General features: G+C 59.2%; 17 protein-coding genes and 1 tRNA gene. 5 read left to right on the top strand and 13 right to left on the bottom strand.

The genetic code is table 11. The annotated features are described in order from the left end of the window. Positions 1-495: 495 nt before the first annotated feature. From HH308_RS24175 to HH308_RS24140, 8 genes are all read right to left on the bottom strand, one after another. Positions 496-1,812, bottom strand: a complete 1,317-nt coding sequence (locus tag HH308_RS24175) for a DUF6414 family protein (protein ID WP_446684918.1) — start codon at positions 1,810-1,812, stop codon at positions 496-498. 32 nt (positions 1,813-1,844) lie between these two features. Then, on the bottom strand, positions 1,845-3,086 hold the full coding sequence (locus HH308_RS30550; protein WP_170196821.1) for an ATP-binding protein: 1,242 nt from the start codon (positions 3,084-3,086) through the stop codon (positions 1,845-1,847). Positions 3,087-3,399: 313 nt separating this feature from the next. Next, positions 3,400-4,026: a hypothetical protein gene (locus HH308_RS24165; RefSeq protein WP_170196820.1), complete on the bottom strand. Its 627-nt coding sequence runs from the start codon at positions 4,024-4,026 to the stop codon at positions 3,400-3,402. Continuing rightward, on the bottom strand, positions 4,023-5,009 hold the full coding sequence (locus tag HH308_RS30545; protein WP_170196819.1) for a Tox-REase-5 domain-containing protein: 987 nt from the start codon (positions 5,007-5,009) through the stop codon (positions 4,023-4,025). Before HH308_RS30545 ends, HH308_RS24165 begins: the two co-directional genes overlap by 4 nt. Positions 5,010-5,524: 515 nt before the next feature. Further along, a complete protein-coding gene (locus tag HH308_RS24155; protein ID WP_170196818.1) occupies positions 5,525-5,809 on the bottom strand; it encodes a hypothetical protein in 285 nt (94 codons plus the stop codon). 77 nt (positions 5,810-5,886) lie between these two features. Next, entirely contained in the window at positions 5,887-6,444 is a 558-nt protein-coding gene (locus HH308_RS24150) for an MspA family porin (RefSeq protein ID WP_312870834.1), read from the bottom strand. A gap of 522 nt (positions 6,445-6,966) precedes the next feature. Further along, on the bottom strand, positions 6,967-7,599 hold the full coding sequence (locus HH308_RS24145) for a hypothetical protein (RefSeq protein ID WP_170196817.1): 633 nt from the start codon (positions 7,597-7,599) through the stop codon (positions 6,967-6,969). A 1,021-nt stretch (positions 7,600-8,620) separates the two neighbouring features. After that, positions 8,621-9,067 (bottom strand): Lsr2 family DNA-binding protein, encoded by a 447-nt coding sequence (locus tag HH308_RS24140; RefSeq protein ID WP_170196816.1) that lies wholly within the window; start codon positions 9,065-9,067, stop codon positions 8,621-8,623. A gap of 319 nt (positions 9,068-9,386) precedes the next feature. Between HH308_RS24140 and HH308_RS24135 the strand changes: the two genes are divergently transcribed. Continuing rightward, a complete protein-coding gene (locus HH308_RS24135; protein ID WP_170196815.1) occupies positions 9,387-10,391 on the top strand; it encodes a restriction endonuclease in 1,005 nt (334 codons plus the stop codon). 533 nt (positions 10,392-10,924) lie between these two features. Here HH308_RS24135 and HH308_RS24130 read toward each other — a convergent pair. Further along, positions 10,925-11,275 (bottom strand): hypothetical protein, encoded by a 351-nt coding sequence (locus HH308_RS24130; protein ID WP_170196814.1) that lies wholly within the window; start codon positions 11,273-11,275, stop codon positions 10,925-10,927. Positions 11,276-11,447: 172 nt separating this feature from the next. Continuing rightward, positions 11,448-11,532, bottom strand: a tRNA-Leu gene (locus HH308_RS24125). 120 nt (positions 11,533-11,652) lie between these two features. Here HH308_RS24125 and HH308_RS24120 point away from each other — a divergent pair. The 4 genes from HH308_RS24120 (at position 11,653) to HH308_RS30740 (ending at position 13,580) form a co-directional block, all read left to right on the top strand. Next, a complete protein-coding gene (locus tag HH308_RS24120) occupies positions 11,653-12,087 on the top strand; it encodes a transcriptional regulator (RefSeq protein ID WP_170196813.1) in 435 nt (144 codons plus the stop codon). Positions 12,088-12,092: 5 nt separating this feature from the next. Then, on the top strand, positions 12,093-12,446 hold the full coding sequence (locus HH308_RS24115) for a DUF3817 domain-containing protein (RefSeq protein WP_376767268.1): 354 nt from the start codon (positions 12,093-12,095) through the stop codon (positions 12,444-12,446). Between the two features lie 104 nt (positions 12,447-12,550). Further along, positions 12,551-12,979: a hypothetical protein gene (locus HH308_RS24110; protein ID WP_170196811.1), complete on the top strand. Its 429-nt coding sequence runs from the start codon at positions 12,551-12,553 to the stop codon at positions 12,977-12,979. 4 nt (positions 12,980-12,983) lie between these two features. Further along, positions 12,984-13,580, top strand: coding sequence for a DUF3558 family protein (locus tag HH308_RS30740; RefSeq protein ID WP_170196810.1), 597 nt, complete (start codon positions 12,984-12,986; stop codon positions 13,578-13,580). A 776-nt stretch (positions 13,581-14,356) separates the two neighbouring features. On the opposite strand, the gene rdgB is transcribed toward HH308_RS30740, so the two are convergent. The 3 genes from rdgB to HH308_RS24090 are packed head-to-tail and all read right to left on the bottom strand — an operon-like array spanning position 14,357 to position 16,288. Beyond that, complete coding sequence (gene rdgB, locus HH308_RS24100; RefSeq protein ID WP_170196809.1) at positions 14,357-14,974, bottom strand: RdgB/HAM1 family non-canonical purine NTP pyrophosphatase; 618 nt, start codon at positions 14,972-14,974, stop codon at positions 14,357-14,359. Then, complete coding sequence (rph, locus tag HH308_RS24095; protein ID WP_170196808.1) at positions 14,971-15,720, bottom strand: ribonuclease PH; 750 nt, start codon at positions 15,718-15,720, stop codon at positions 14,971-14,973. The genes rdgB and rph overlap by 4 nt, the downstream gene beginning before the upstream one ends. A gap of 19 nt (positions 15,721-15,739) precedes the next feature. Further along, the gene (locus HH308_RS24090) at positions 15,740-16,288 is read right to left on the bottom strand and encodes an FBP domain-containing protein (protein WP_170196807.1); all 549 of its coding nucleotides are present in this window, start codon (positions 16,286-16,288) and stop codon (positions 15,740-15,742) included. Position 16,289 lies beyond the last annotated feature (1 nt).

Here is a 16,289-nt window from a genome sequence, read left to right as displayed (position 1 = left end):
TTAAGTGCATCGAGCTGAGCGAGCAAGGCAGAATGGTCCTGGGTCATCGCGTAGATCTCCTTCTATGAGTCACTTGGTAGGTAACTCGTAGATCACTACGCGATGACCCCCCACCTCAAACCCCGTGACACACACCAACCTTCAGAAGGTGCTTCAAATCACCGGGCCCCAAACCCCACCACTACAAGAGACTCTCCCCATTAGAAATACTCAATGGCGTCGGTGCGGGGTACAGGTGCGTCGAATACCTGTTGAGTACAGTCGCTCTGAAATGTCCGATGAACTACGCGATTGTGTCAAAGTTGAGATTTGCGATACTCTATTTAGAGTCCGCTAATACACTGGCGGGAAATCAACAGGCGGCCATTCTTACTGGTCAACATTTCTGGGAATGCTGATCTGAAGCGAGGGGTACAATTCGATGACGCGAACCCATTCCGCCATTGCCAGCTCCTCGCCGAGGGCAGAGCTTCTGCATCCAGCACCAGTTGCCAACTACCAGTACATCGCGACTACCTCAACCTCGATCAGTCGACCAATACTCTGTGGAGGCAACGATGGCGGGGTAGGCACACTACCAGGATGCACGTGGCCGAAAGCGTCAATCCCCTCGGCCTGCATAGCATTCTGGCGGAAGTCTACGTCGCGGCTTTCCGCGATAGCAACGCCCGCACTGCGTAGGATCATCGCAATGCTCCTAAAGGCACCTCGTCGTCCCTCGGCAGTCTGAACACGATCCCTTCCGTCATCCACAGCACGGTCGACCTCTCGACCTTGATCGCTGGTAAGCGTGAGTCCGGAATCGGATATCCACAGTTCAGCGTATCTCCTAAGGGCCCTTCCAAAGGAATCTTTGCGGACGTCACTGTCAACAGAGCTGTTGTCGAAATTCAAGGACTCTAGCGCTGAGACAAGCTGGTCACTCCCAGGAATGGTCTTACGGAAGAGATCAAGCAGCTTGATGGGAGTCCAATTCTGCTGCAAGCCGGCGACACTAACACGTCCAAGCACTGTAACGGACGACTCCGAGAATAGAACGCGTCGAATATCCTTCCAGAATCGATCCTTCTCTAACACGCCCACCAATTCGAGGGTTTCGACGTGCAAGCCCTGAGATTCAGCGGCAGCCTTATCGACAAGATACTCCAAACTACCCTCCGCACAAATACCAACGTTCAGCACCTTGCAGCGAATGGGTACTAGCCCAGCCATGAATCTATCAAGCAACTTGCCGAAAGACTTCATCTGACCAGGAAGTAGCCCTCCGATTGCACCCCCCAGGATATCTGGATGAGCTTCACCAATTTCAGCCACTTCAGTTAGAATCGACGCCTTGTCGAACAGCGGATCGGCACTCAATTCAACGTCCAACTCGACGAGCATACCCCTGTCGACTGCGTCAATGGCGCGCGCGATCTTCGGATCCCCCAAAAAGGCAATTGGGGACTTATGGTAGCCGACTCCTAAGGTCGGAAATACAATTCCCTCCGAGCGCGCCTCACGATGCAATCTGCGGAATTTCGACTGAATATTAGCCTTGCGCGTCGCCTGTACTGACTGGCTGCTTTTCGTCTGGAACGACGACTTTCCATTCAGGCCACCAACGTCCTTAATACCGATATTTGCTCCAGACTCTGAAGCCAAAGTGTCCTCTTGGGTCCAGCCCTCTTGAATCTCTTCTGTCAGTTCTCCAACTCGGGAGGCGAGAAGACTCACGACGCTAATCTCGTCGAGATAGATAAATTCCTTGAATGGTCTCTCGTCAAAGCTCGGCCGTCGCCGAAATATGTGAACGCAAACCCAACGCCACACACTCCGTAGCCAATTCCGGCGCGCCGTGGTACTCACTCTACTGGCGTTCCCACCGTATCCTGTCGCCTCGCTCTCAGCCGTTCGAACGCGCTCACGAGGTCTTCGGGATACAGCGCCCCACGCCCGTCCCCAGCGGCAAGCAGCGCAGCTTCGGTCCATAGCGAAGCAAGACGTGCTGCCGACCAGCCTTCGGACTGTTCAGCAACCTCTTCGAGTGGCATTCTTGATGGATCTGCGACACTCAGATGCTTCATAGAAACTTGTAGAATCTCCAATCGATCAGGAAGACTGGGCAGTGGAAAGTTGATCTCCCAGTCGAACCTGCCGGGCCGACGCAGCGCAGGGTCGATGTCGTCGGGGCGATTCGTTGCCGCGATCACCATCAAGTTTCCGCCAGTCCCCTCAAAACCGTCCATCAGAGTCAGCAACTGCGCCACGACACGCTTCGACGATTCATGCGATTCTTCGCTGCGCTTCTCTGCAAGACCGTCAATTTCGTCAAAGAACACTATCGCACGGCTCTTCGAATTGGCGCTTTCAAAGAGGCGGCGCAAATTTCCTTCGCTATCGCCAACCCACTTGCTGATCACTTCAGGTCCGCTGATCGAGTAAAATGCAGCATTCGACTGGTCGGCTACGATCCGGGCAAGGTGAGTCTTACCTGTACCGGGCGCGCCAGTAAAGAGCACACCTTTGATCGGCCGGGCCCCAATTTGCTGAAGCTTATCGCCGTGCTGCAATGGTATCTCAATTAGCTCTCGCGCACGTGCGACCACTTCGGGGTAACCACCGAAGTCTTCGAAACTCAGCATGTTTTCGGGATCAGATTTCCAGAGATATTTGTCGCCCTCAACCTCACTATCGGCCTCGACATTTCGTCGGGACACGGGCAAGTTGTCCAACTTTTCCTTAATTCCGACGCTTTCGCTGAACACTACAGTTTGCCCGAGAGCGACCGATTCGGGTTCACGGTTAGGCACCAGGTTAAGTTTATAGTCTCCTTCAATCAGCAGCCGGTCGTCGTAGATGCGACGAACGATGCCGACTTCACTAGGCTCGGGCCAGTTGGCCAGATCGGCATCGTGAAGGGTGTTTCCGTCGATCAAGATGATGTCACCTACTGCCTTGGCGAACACATCCGGATCACGAGCTGTGATGAACCCAGTGTTGCCGTTCGGATATCTAATATCTAGTCTACGCCGATCGGTCGACACAGCGACCACGAGTACCGGTTGCCCGGAAGTGACTGCCAGTCCTTCGTGGATACGATTCACATATCTCCCAGTTGTACCGTGACTCACAATACGACGACTACCGTTAATACGGCATCGCGACGGCGGTCATTAATTGCGCTCATTCTGCTGTGCCAACACGCGGGCGGACATGTTGGTCGGCCGATACATGTCATCATTTCAAGACATCCAGTCGTCACTCTTCGTGATACTGAAGCCTAGTTCTCCAATGTCTCGTGAAGCTGCCTAGCGTGCGCCGTCAAGCTGTCGCCGTGCCGGCATCGATGCCGACTTTAGAAGTCTTGCCAATACGATACCACAATCCAAGTCGACCATCACTAACGCGTAGATAATGTCACTTTTCGAATAGAGTCGTGCTCTCATCCAAAGTCTCGCCAATACGGCCAACAGTAACGATTCTCGGATCGAACACCGTAACGATCGCATTGACCAGCGCGTCCTCATCCACACGAGCACCTTCGGCGACCATGACGTTCACAATAAACTCGTCAAACGGCGTGAATATAACGTCGACTTGGTTGTATCGTTCACTTCCTTCCGGAAGGAGCTCATTCCACCCCGAGAACACTGAATTCCGATATCCCGACCCATCGTCTCTGACTCCGATCGCACGGTGATCACCGTCAAACACAACATTGCCAAGAGCGTCCGCCTTAGTGTCTCCCTGACCGAACCACCGCGAGAATTCTGGCCCGGCCGCCACAAGCCGCTCTAGAAACAGACTGATCAGATGGATCGCTTCTGATTCACTTGGTTGACGATGGTCACCCTTCCCTTGGAAATGTACTTGCCCGGTCCTGATGAGTGGTGGTGCCGGCTGTCCGGGATTGTCTCCGAACCTGGCGCGGTACTTGGCAGCTGACTTGCGCTGGAATTCCGAAAGGTCGTCTGACTCGACGTCGGTCTGTGGCATGTCTTCTTCGGCGCCGCCGTCGCTGGGCACCGCGTCGTTGCCGGTCAATTCGACCTCCCCGCAGGGCTCGGGAAGAACGTCACCGCTGTCGCTCCACCTGCCTGTGCAGCATTGTTAAAGAATGCCTGGGTTGACGGTTCCTGCAAGTACCAGCCCATTCGTGCTCCTGTTCCTTTCGCTGCTTTGTCCTGCGCGATAAACTGTCCCCGTGCGGAAGGAAAGAGACCGGCGCCCCAGGGCTTGGCGTTGCCGCTCGGGTCCACGAGGCTGCTGTAGTGCCCTTTGGCCTCTAATAGCCACTGTTGTCCACTCCGATCAATGTAGAATCCGTCGTAGTCGGCCGTGTCAGCTCCGCGAGTTATGCGGTACGTCCAGTCACGGGCTTTCACGTGCGTCACCGCTTCCTGATAATATGCCGAGTTCGCTGACATCGACTCGTTCTTCCGGACCCACACGCCAGGACCGCCATCCGTTTGGCCAGCGACGGGTTCACGGATAGGTTCGACCGTACCGTCGATATTGATTGGCACGGGCACCTTGTTCGGTCCGTCCATCGTTCCAGTCAGGTCATAGTCGATGGTATCCCCTGCGTTCGCCCGGATCGATCCTGTCATTGTACGTCCGTCATTCGACACCTTGTAGTTCGGCGTCACAGGCTGCCCGTTCCGGTTGACCTGTAGGTTGCTCGACGTTATTTTGCCTCCCGGAGTCACCGACCATTCGATCGTCCCCTGAGACGACCCGGGTGAATCCGGGTGCCACACCATTCGCCCCTGGTTTGGATTGTCCTGTCCAAGTCCAATCGCATCGTTCGGATAGATATGATGAGGCCCGTCGCCGGCCGCATTGTTGGCCGGGCCGTAGTCGGCCGCGTCATGACGAGCCGAATCAAGCAACGACCTCAGACCAGCGACGGTAGATCCCGAGCGCCGAGGTCGCATCAACGCTCCCGCTGCAACGGCTGCACCAGCTACCGCGAGCCACACTGACAGCGGAATATTGTCGGTGTCGACCTGGTCAGATTGCGTCACGGTCGGCACGCTCCTCTCGCCGTTCTGCCGAGCGGGTGTCCTCGCCGGTTGAGGAGTCGGCAGTCGAGGCACAGGTGGCACCGCCGTCGCGGAGACCGTCTCGTTATCACGGGCTGGATTCGGCGGCCGGTTCGTCGCCGCCGGTTGCGGCTGAGGTTGCGGCGCGGGCGAAGGAATGGTCGGCACGGGCACGATGGGTGTGCCGTTGCCCGTGCCTGGTCCGGGCCCAGGATTGCCGCCGACGACCGGTCCGCCCTGTGAGCCAGGATTGTTGCTCGTGGTCGGCGTGGGCACATTCTGCGTCGGCTGTGGAGTATAGGTGGGCACATTGATGCACGGCCAGTTCGATCCGTAGCGATCGCGCATCTGGTCGCACAGCGCGTCAGCATGCGACTCAGAACGCGATCCCCCGAGAATCAGACCGATCAATGTGAGAGCCAGGACGCCAAGCGAGAGCAGGAGTGCTCCAAGCCGAGTCGTCGTACGCCTGCGTCGTTCGCGCCGGGCAATCACGGTCACTCCCCCTTGATGCGACGGATGAAGGCGTCGATGCCACCCCAGAACCAGCGGCCCGCCAGCGACATCACGATGAAGAAGACCAGAAACACCGGTACTTGTCCCCAGCGAGTCGTCCACTCAGACAGGTGGGTGAGTGAAATAGCTGCCGCAATCAGCAGGCCGACACCCACGACGAACAGAATCCACGTCGCGGCCGAGATTCCACCGTCGGCCGTCTCGGCGGTGTCAGCTCCGCTCTCCCGCTGATCGACCGCACCGGCCTCTGAATGACGAGCCACCATGATATGAAAGTCCTTCCCCCAGAACAGAAATCAAAGACAGTCGACTGTGAGCCACGCCTGCGTCGGCTCGATATCATCTACAGGTAGTGCGGTTTGCCGTACACGTTGACAGTGTTGTCGTTGGTCTTCGTCGAGATGGCAACGGTCACATACGCGCGCACCGATACCGGCCCGAGGCAACCGTCGACCTTGACGTGCACTCCGTCGAGGGTGAGACCGGCCGTCGGGCCTGCCAGTTTCTTTGTGCCAAATGGGATGTCAGCGATCGTGCCGGGCTTCAAGGTCGTCGAGATGTTCGGCATGATCTGCGCGCCGACGATCAGCGCCGGCGGGTACGAGATCGACATCTGCGCCGTCGGGCCACCCATGACGCCGACGGTCAGACCCGACGTTACATCGGTGTTGCAGCCGATCTGATAGCCAGCCGTCACCGTGCCGGCGTCAACAGCGACCCGACCACTCCCCGAGATGACAGCTTCCCCCTTCAGGGACATGAAACCCTCACGCGTCCAACTGGATTGATTCAGCGGCGGGACGCTGCGTACCTCCTCACGCGCCTTCACAGCGGTGACCCGCCAACCGTCGTCGGTCACCTTGCTGACCGACCGATCGGCGAACGAATTCGGCGCAGCCACACCAATCCCTGCACCAGCAACACCACCGGCCATCACCGCTGCACCCGACAAACCCACCAACCATCGAACGGTGTGAGACACCCGCTACCCCCAAAGATTCTGTGTACCGCCTGACGTACCACCCGAACGCGATGAGGCTAACACACATCGAACTCACTATCGTCAACTGACAGGTCAACACATGTCACATACCCGAGTATGCGACGAGCAGAAGCGCTCGCCGAAGACGTACTGCGAATCGCATATACGAACGCTCCTAGCACCGTCAGCTTATCCGCCGATAGCTGGAAAGTACGCTGTGAGACAACGACTTTGCGCTGACGATCGACAAACGCGCCCACTACTCAGCCGGAGACTGGCATGCAAGGGTGGGCGCATGCTGGACAGCCTGGGGCGCGATCACGTCAGAGTCCTCCGTGGCTACCTTCGGCCCAAACCTCGTTCACAAGACGTTGATGGTCGAACAAGGTCCGCCGAAACACCACGACGCCGACAGCGGCGGATGCCGGCGGACCGGACCGTCTACGTCGGATCAATACCGTCGAACCGCGTGTAGAGCACGTTGCTTACTTCCGACTTGAGATCCACCTTGATTACCTCAGCGTGACGGTCCAATCGGGTCTGGACCTGCTGCCACACTGGACGCGCCATCCATTCCGCAAATCGATGCATTCTGCCAATTCGCGCCGACCGCGACATCGGCAATTGAAGCGCAAGCAGAGCCGGAACGCCGAGTAACAAGAACGCGAGCACCCCAGTTGTGGCGACTCCATTTTGGGCGACTACAGATACTACTGCCCCTATCGCTGTAACAACCCACAGAGCGACCGGAACAAGCGTCTTTCCGATAAAGTGCCATTTCGGGTGCTTTACACGGAAACTCGACCACAGTGAGACCGCTCCCCATCCAAGAGCTAGATTGTAATATGCCGCCGGAATCACCAACAGTAGCAACGACCAGCTGTGAGGTGCGATTGGAGACCACCCCCGCATCACGCGTACGAGTGGTACAATAACGGACATCGAAACAAACAGTGCCAGGAAGACAACCAGGGTACGAGTGACGAAACCATAGACGACGGATGACGACTGAGCCTCACCGATTTCGGGCACACCCTTGCTGGCTAGCGTCTCACGCCACGTGATCAGCTTCATTTCGCGTTCCTTGCACTGGGCGATACGCCACACGCGCCGTGCGGGGGTGAATTCGTCGGTGGGCAGACTTGCCAATCCTAGGATAACCAGAGCAGTTAGCGTCGTTAGTACCATCGTGCCGACTGACGACCTATCGGTGACACTCAGCCATCCACCCGCGGTGACAATGGGAGTCATAAGTGCGAGGAAGAAGGTTACGCCGTCGACGTACTCCCGCACGAAGCCAGCGGCCACTTGACTCTGTAACGTGGGGCCCGCCTGGCTCTTAGAAGCAGCCGTAATACACAGTGTGGCTGTGAGCGCCAAAGCTGCGACAGCCCAATTTCGCGCCATTTCAGGCATAATCACCCCGTCCAGTTGACTCCGCATATCCGGTATCCACCGCTGGGGAGCGTAGAGATCGGAATCCTCGCCAGGATGCCCAAAGGTCAGTGCCTCAACGCCGGAAAGCACAATTATGAATGGCAGCGCGATAATAAACCCGAGCGCCGTCGACCTCGCTCGTGTTGCGAGAAGCCGCCTCACTTCAGTCACTAGCCTCATGGCCTCGGACGACGGCATCTGTAGCTGAGATGGATCCGGTTGAGGTGACCGACGCCTGGCGCGAACAAGCCCGATGACGACGACACCAGTCCAGTACAAATACTTCACGTGCTACTCCCATCCAAAGGCCAGTCCGGCGGGGCACGTCTGGAAACCCATGCCGTGGCATCGAGCGATAGTCGGGTTGACTACCTAGTGGGAGGCTATCTGTGATCCCTGACACATCGTCAGACGACTGTTGACCTGCATGAATGTTCCTCACCTCGTCGAGTAGCCCGTCCGAAACCTCCAGGCCTTGTGGCTTGTCGTACGATTCAATCACCGACAGCGCAACACAGCCGCCTTCGACCAGGTAGACGCCACCGTTGTTGCCCCCAGCCGCGCAGTGCCCGGACTTGTTCGTTACTGCACGAGGTGCTCGACATTCGGTGGAACGATTCTAAGCGGTCTTGCGAAAGACTCTGACGTACGTCCGATGTCAGTGCACAGCGTCATACGCCTCAATCACCGTTAGCGGCATACGTCCGCGGTCGCTGATCTTGTATCCATTCTCTTGCGCCCATGCACGAACCTCCCAACTACGCCTTTTCGAACTGACTGTCGGCGCACGGTCGGCAGGATTCCAGGCGACCCATCCATCATGGAGGTGAGGCTGTTTGTGAACTTCCTGAAATTTCTCACCATCCCAGACCTGGATTGCATTCAACCGATCATTCATTTCATGCGCGTGGTTGTCGAGCCATTCGAACCCACGATTCACTGTTTCTTCTAGGCCGTCCATTCGTCTGGTCACGCGACCATCCATTTCACTGAGATCAGTCGATAGCCGGTCGACGCGATCATTTAAGGAATCTATGCTCTTGCGAACCTCTGAGAGTGCAGCTTGCATATCTCCGAGTAGCCTATCGATATAGTAGTATGACATATTCTGCTTACTATAGCCCGATATGCATATAAGTTCGATTGGTCGCGCAGAAGAGTTTCGCTATGTCACCATCCACAGGAGTAGCGCCGATTGCCATACGATAAGATATCGGTCTTCACACGCCAGATGTCAGCAGTCTTCATTGACGGCCGACATCTGGCACTCTTGCCACGTCGCCACAAAGAGCCCACAGAACATGCAGTCGTTGCTGGTCACCGAGACGCCTCCGTTCGCCTGAATTGGACGACACGGGACAGTCGTCTCTGAATGCGGTAGCGTAGCAACAACTTTGGAGTCATCAGAGATCGGATCACCAACGATGGAGTACATCACGTCGGCGCGCGCGGCCGAACTAAATGCGGCTGCCCGCATGCGTGCGCTGGGCTACGTCGACGCAACCGCAACGCCGATTGGACCAGACGGCGGAATCGATGTCGTGGCTACCTCCGCTGTCGCGCAGGTGAAGTGGGAGGCATCTCAAACGGGCCGGCCTCATCTCCAGCGCTTCTACGGCGCGGCTGCCGTACGTGCTGATGTCGCTGACATGCTCTTCATCAACTCCGCGGGCTACTCACGGGATGCCGTCGCCTACGCCGACCGAGTCACTATCGCGCTCTTTACCTATTCACCACTTGGCGAACTCACTGCGGTCAATTCGACGGCCGAGGCGATCATAGTGCGGCATGCTGAGGCAGAGCGTAAGGCCCAGGCTACCTATCGTGCGAACGAACGCCTGGCACACGCCAAAGGGCAGGGGGCACGGGACACTGACCAGCTGCAAACCGTGGCGATAGCCAAAGCCGACAGAAGTGCGCCCACCTCCGTTCTGCGCACGACCAACTACGTCGATCGTCCGAAGGATCAGCGAACCCCCGAAGAACGCACCGAGGCACGCCTTGCCTGGGAAGCCAAGCACCTACGGAAACCAAAGAACCTATCCACTGCCCCGGTATTGCTCGATTCAAACGAAAGGGCCGCGATTCGCGCGTACCGCAAGCTCTACTACAGCGGAACTGCGATGAAGGACTCAGCGGCTCTGTCGTGCCTGCGCAACGACTCCGGCACTGCTGAGAGCATCGGCGCGGTGGTCACACTCGCAGTCGGCGGCGCTGTAAGCACATGGTTTTGGCTCGTCGGCGATTCTGGCTGGTGGTTGACACTTCGTGTTGTCGCAGTTTTGATCGCCCTCTCCACGGTTACTGTTGCAGCGATGCTCTGGTCCGTTCGATCGAACGCAAAGCGCTACAAGCGTCTCGTCGCGAAGTACGGTGATCGCACTCCGGACTATATTCGACGAAATACAAATGCTCTCGACTTCTTGTAGCGGGCGAGGCCACGCTCCCGAGTGTCTGCACAGCATCTTCAGCGCGGTTACCGTGGCGATGGTCACCGTCAATCTCCTGTTCGGAGTCGGTGTAGCGATATTCAGAACATAGATCAACTACTCAACTGACCAATCTTATTGCTTCCAAACCGTGCGACCGCCCTAGTCATTTAACCTGACTTGGCTCACCCAATCGGAAATTGCGGACTCGCCGTGATGCGACCTTGGGTTTTGGGGTGTTTCAGGTGGAAACGGCACACTAAGCGCGCCGCGGGTGTCGAGCGTCGGATAATCATCCAACGCGCCACCGGCCGAAATGGCGGCGAATACCGCTACTTCTTCTGCCGCGGAGTACAAGACCACACCTGCGATGCTCCCTATAACAACACCGACCTCGTTGAAGCAGCAATCGAGGAGCACTACAAGACAGTCCAACTATCACCCGAGTTCGTCGCAAGCCTCCGAACCGAGATGAACGCCATGATCGCGGATACGGCCACCGCCAGCCGCCTCCACCGCAAACAGCTCACAACTCAACTCAAACAACTCGACGTCAAAGAAGAAATCTGCTCGATCTCGCCGCCGCAGGCACACTCGCCACCACCAAGGTCCAGCAACGACTCCGCGACATCGTCGAACAACGTGAACGCCTCACCAGCCAACTCGACGAGGTAGAGGACGATCTGAGCCGCGGCGCAAAGTTCATTGACCTCGCCCTCCAGCTGATCGCGAACCCCTACGAGCTCTACCTCCACGCCAGTGACGAAACACGCCGCCGTCTCAACCAAGCCACCTTCAAGCGGCTCTACATCCACGACGAAACAGTTACCGCCCAGGATGTCACGTCGCCGCTGGCCGAACTCCTCGCCGCCGATGCCGGCCACCACACCGAGCTAGCCACCCACAACGCCGACACCGGTCAGCAAACCGCCTACGCCACCTACCGACAGATCACCGCCCAAACAGAAAACACCGCCATTGCTGACGACGCCAAACTCCTGATCGATGACCTCTTACTGGCTGTTCACGGACGTCATGTTTGCAGTGAGGGTTCTATGGTGCGCGAAGGGGGACTTGAACCCCCACGTCCGAAGACACTGGAACCTAAATCCAGCGCGTCTGCCAATTCCGCCACTCGCGCGTGAGCGGTTTCACTGTACCGCCTCGACGCCGCGGTGACGAAGTCGGGACGTCGGTGACGGCGGTCACCCGGGGCGAACCCGCGACCAGCGGTAGCGCGTCATCCGGGTACCTTCGAAGGATGCACTCGCAACCACAGTCGGCTCATCGACGTCGGCACCGGCCCGCGTTGATCATCCTGACCGTGGTGGCAGCGCTCGCATGTCTTCTGCTCGCCTGGTGGCAGTGGAGCCGTTACGAATCGGCGTCGGGCACCGCGCAGAATCTCGGCTACGCGTTGCAATGGCCGGCCTTCGCGATCGCGGTCATCTACGCCTACCGACGGTTCGTCGTACTGGAGTCCGACCCCGCTGAACAAGCCAAGATCGCACCGGACGCGCACGGCGAGACCGCGATCCCCGACGGGCTACTCCCCGACCGCCCAACGACGCCGAGCGCATCGGCATTCGGCACATCATCGGACCCGGACGACGACGCAAGCCTCGTCGCCTACAACACCTACCTGAGGAAACTCAGCAGCTCAGACACACCACCCGCAGAAAGAGGCCTCACGTGAGCGACGTGTCCGTCGGCAACGAGTCGAGCAACCAGCCGGCCACCACACCCATCGAAAAGGTTCGCGGGGCACTGCTGCGCTATCGCACTCTGGCCTGGATCACCGGTGTGTGGCTACTGCTCCTGGTGGCTGAAGTGATCGCCAAGTACGGCTTCGGCGTCGACAATTTCGGTTGGGTGGGCATCGTCCACGGCTGGATCTATTTCGCCTACCTGATCTTCACCGTCGACCTCGCCATCAAGGTGCGCTGGCCACTCGGAAAGACCGTCGCGACCGCGATCGCGGGCACGATCCCGTTCCTGTCGTTCTACTTCGAACACATCCGCACCAAGGACGTGAAGCAGAACTTCAACGTCTGACGTCTCCGAACTCCGATTCGTCCGAATTCGATGGAACCGAACGCCTCCCCCGTGCGTCCAAATTGGGATCGCTACATTCGACGGCACATGCGAGGGAGGGCACGGTGACACAACCGAACGCGGGGGACTACGTCCGACTCGGCGGCAAGAGCGCTACGCCCAGCGCGTCGACGCCGGGCTCGGCGTCAGGTGATGACAACGGCGTCAGCGTCCACGGAACCAGCGTCGTGCAGCTTCAGGAGGAAGCCTGGCGCGCCCGAGCCGAGGCCGCGCGCGTCGCCGCCGAAGAGCTGAGGACGTGCGCGATGCAAGTCTCGGCCGTGTTGGCCCGGAACTACTTCGGCGACGGGTGCGTCGAGGGAACCGCGGTTTACGAGGCGCTCCAAGCTGCGTTAGTCAACGGACCATACAGTTGGTATGAGTCGTTACTAGTTCAGGCCGATGCGTGTACGTCGCTGAGCAACGGCTGTTCGAACAGCGCCGCGACGCTCACGGCTGCCGATTCGGAAAACAGCAGTACGTTGACGGTTTAGACAAATGAAGTCATACACCTGCCTGACAGTCATACTGTGTGTAGCGGTACTAATGTGCACTGGGTGTACCGTCAGCAACTTCGACAGCTCGCACCTCTCGACGGCCCAAGTTTCGGAGCGACTGCACCCACAACTCCCATTCGCGAGCACTTTTCCCAACCGATGGAATCAAGGAAATGATGGCACCGAATACGAACCTTGCGTTGCGGTCACAGGTGCCGTAGCGGAACGACTAGGGCTTGATCCCGCCAGTATTGAAGATGCCGCAACAGTCGACCATCAAACCGCACGAGGTTGTAGATGGCGAGACCACGAAAAGTCTCCTTGGTCCGTCAGCCAAATCGTCGGAAATCAGGCTTCACTCGCTGCCTACAAGTCTCAGAATCGATCTCTAACGTGGCGGCCGGACTTGGAGATCTCAGGACGGCAGGTGGCGGTGTCGGAGATAAACTCGACGACATGCGTCACGCACGTGCAATCGTCTGGCGCAGGCGTGTCCACCCTCGCCCAGTACATCTCCGCCAACGCGCCTCCCATCGACGAAATCTGTGATCGCGCAATCGCTTTCACGAGGGCGACGATCGATAAGATGCCGCGCTGAATCTCGCTGCGTCGTGTTACACGTCGATTCGACGATAGCCGCCACTTCCCCACCGTCGGAAGCCAGGAACTGGTGGTTTCCCCTCGCCTTCCCCTCACTCCACCAGTGGAAACTGGCGGCTCACGCCGTCGCGGCCGGTAATCCAGGCAACACCGAAGCGCATTTGCGTCGGCTAGTGGAGTGTCGCATCGGATTTCCCGTGTCGATGCGATGGTGGTGTTGGACGGTCGCATGGTGAAACGATTCGTTGTCACTGCTGGGGCGAATGAGGGTTGTGTGACTGCGGCAGTCGGGGTTGTCAGGTGAGCGTTCGGCGCGGGCGTCGGTGTCGCGCCGATCGCGGTGTCGGCCGCAAAGACCCTGAAGCCGCGGCGGTGGGCTCGCCGTTCGCACTGCGGTAGCCAATGTTGCACTGCGGTGACCGAATTCGCGCGACCGTAACCGCTGCCCGCTGCGGGGTTACGTCCGCGGGACCAAGTTACCGCAGCGGCAGTTCGTCAACACTACCGCCGCGTGAACGCACTACCGCAGTGCGAACGCGGCAGTGGCGCTGTCCAGACGCGAGCCGACACCCCGGCCTGGATCCACCGACGGCCGGTGTTCTCTGCCGCGAATTCGTATGCGTGCAACGGATCTGGTTGCGTTGGGATCTTTGTCTCGCCAGCCCCTCGATACACCGAAACTCGCAAGCTCGTTTCGGCACTCGGGGAGCGGGGTATCGCTATCCCCTAAGACACTACGAGTTCGGCACTCGGGGAGCGGGGTATCGCTATCCCCTAAGACACTACGAGTTCGTTCAACGCCGGCACCAACCTGGCCAGCGCTTTTCCGCGGTGACTGATCGCATCCTTTTCGTCCGGTGACAGTTGCGCCGAACTGCGACCTTCGGCTACCTCGTCGGCCGGCGCGAACAGGGGGTCGTAGCCGAAACCGTTGACGCCCTTGGGTTCCCACAACAGCTCGCCCCGCCATTCGCCGCGGACCACCGTCTCGGCACCGTCGGGCAGCACGAGAGCGCAGGCGGACACGAACCCCGCTCCCCGACGTTCCGCCGGCACATCGCTCAACTGTGCCAACAGGAGGTCATTGTTTGCCTGATCGTCGCCATGGCGTCCCGACCAACGAGCCGACAGCACGCCCGGCATGCCGTTGAGCGCGTCCACTTCGATACCGGAATCATCTGCCACACAGGGCAATCCGGTTGCGCGTGCACCCGATCGGGCTTTGATGAGCGCATTCTCCTCGAAGGTCGCGCCGGTTTCCGGCTCCTCGGGGTACTCCGGTACATCGTCGAGCCCGACGACCTCCAGTCCGGTCAACCCGGCAGCCGCGACGACTCGTCGTAATTCCTTGAGCTTCTTGGCATTCCGACTGGCCAGCAGCACCCGACTCATGACGGCAGCGTGCCCGGGTACTCCGCCGCGAGGACCTCACGCTGTGCCTCGAACAGTTTCTCGGTACCGATCTGGGCCATGTCGAGCAGTTTGTCGAGCGTGGCGCGCGGGAACGTCGCACCCTCGCCGGTCCCCTGCACCTCGACCAGGGTGCCGGCATCGGTTGCGACGACGTTCATGTCGACCTCGGCGCGCGAGTCCTCTTCGTAGGGCAGGTCCAGTCGGACCCGGCCGTCGACCACGCCGACGCTGACGGCCGCGATGGCACACGAAATCGGTTGCGGGTCAGACAGTTTGCCCGCCGCACCCAACCAGGTCACGGCGTCGGACAGGGCCACATAGGCACCGGTGATGGCGGCTGTGCGCGTGCCGCCGTCGGCCTGCAGCACGTCGCAGTCGATGGCGATGGTGTTCTCGCCGATCGCCGCGAGGTCGATGCACGCCCGCAACGAGCGCCCCACCAAGCGGCTGATCTCATGCGTACGTCCGCCGACCCTGCCTTTCACCGATTCGCGCGATGACCGCGTGTGCGTCGACGCCGGCAGCATCGCGTATTCGGCTGTGAGCCAACCCAATCCGGATCCGCGCCGCCACGGCGGCACACCGTCGGTCACGCTCGCGGTGCACATCACCCGCGTCGCCCCGAACTCCACCAGCACCGACCCTGCCGGATGCGAGGTGAATCCGCGGATGAACGAGATCGGCCGCAGTTCGTCGTCGGCCCTGCCGTCAGCACGTGTCGTCATAGTCGATAACCCTATCTGCTCATCGACCCGGTTCCGGCGCGCGTACCCGTTCCACGAACGCCGCCATCGACGTCCGCACCTGCTCGACGCGCGACTCGACGTCGAAATCCTCCCGAAACTGCCTGCCCATCGGCGGTATTTTGCGGCGTCGAGCATAGAGGGAACAATCGAAGTCCGCGCAGATGTGACGTCCGACCGAATTGCCGCGTCGTCCCGCCTCGCCCACCCGCAGCGCCGTCATCAGTGACACGCCACCGCCGCCGTGCGTCGTCGAACAGATCGAGCACATTTGCGCTCGACGCAGGCCGGCGGCACCAGATCGGCTGTACCGCAAGGCGATTCCGACGAGATCGTCCCCGTCGGGGACCACCAGATAGCCACGACCCGCCGACGCCGGATCGGCCCAACCGATGAAGTCGAGGTCCTCCCACGGCACCGATCTCGAGTACCGCCCACCGAGTCCACCGATGTCGCCGCGCAGATGCAGCGGAATTCCCAGCCGTGCCGCCTCGCCCTTGGAGCAATTGATGAACGACGCGCGCAATTCAGCTTCGGTCGCCGGCAACATG

Source organism: Gordonia asplenii, from assembly GCF_012933505.1.
GTDB classification, from domain to species: Bacteria; Actinomycetota; Actinomycetes; order Mycobacteriales; family Mycobacteriaceae; genus Gordonia; species Gordonia asplenii.
The sequence above is the reverse complement of the archived record's forward strand: the minus strand, read 5'-3'. Positions and strand labels throughout refer to the sequence as shown.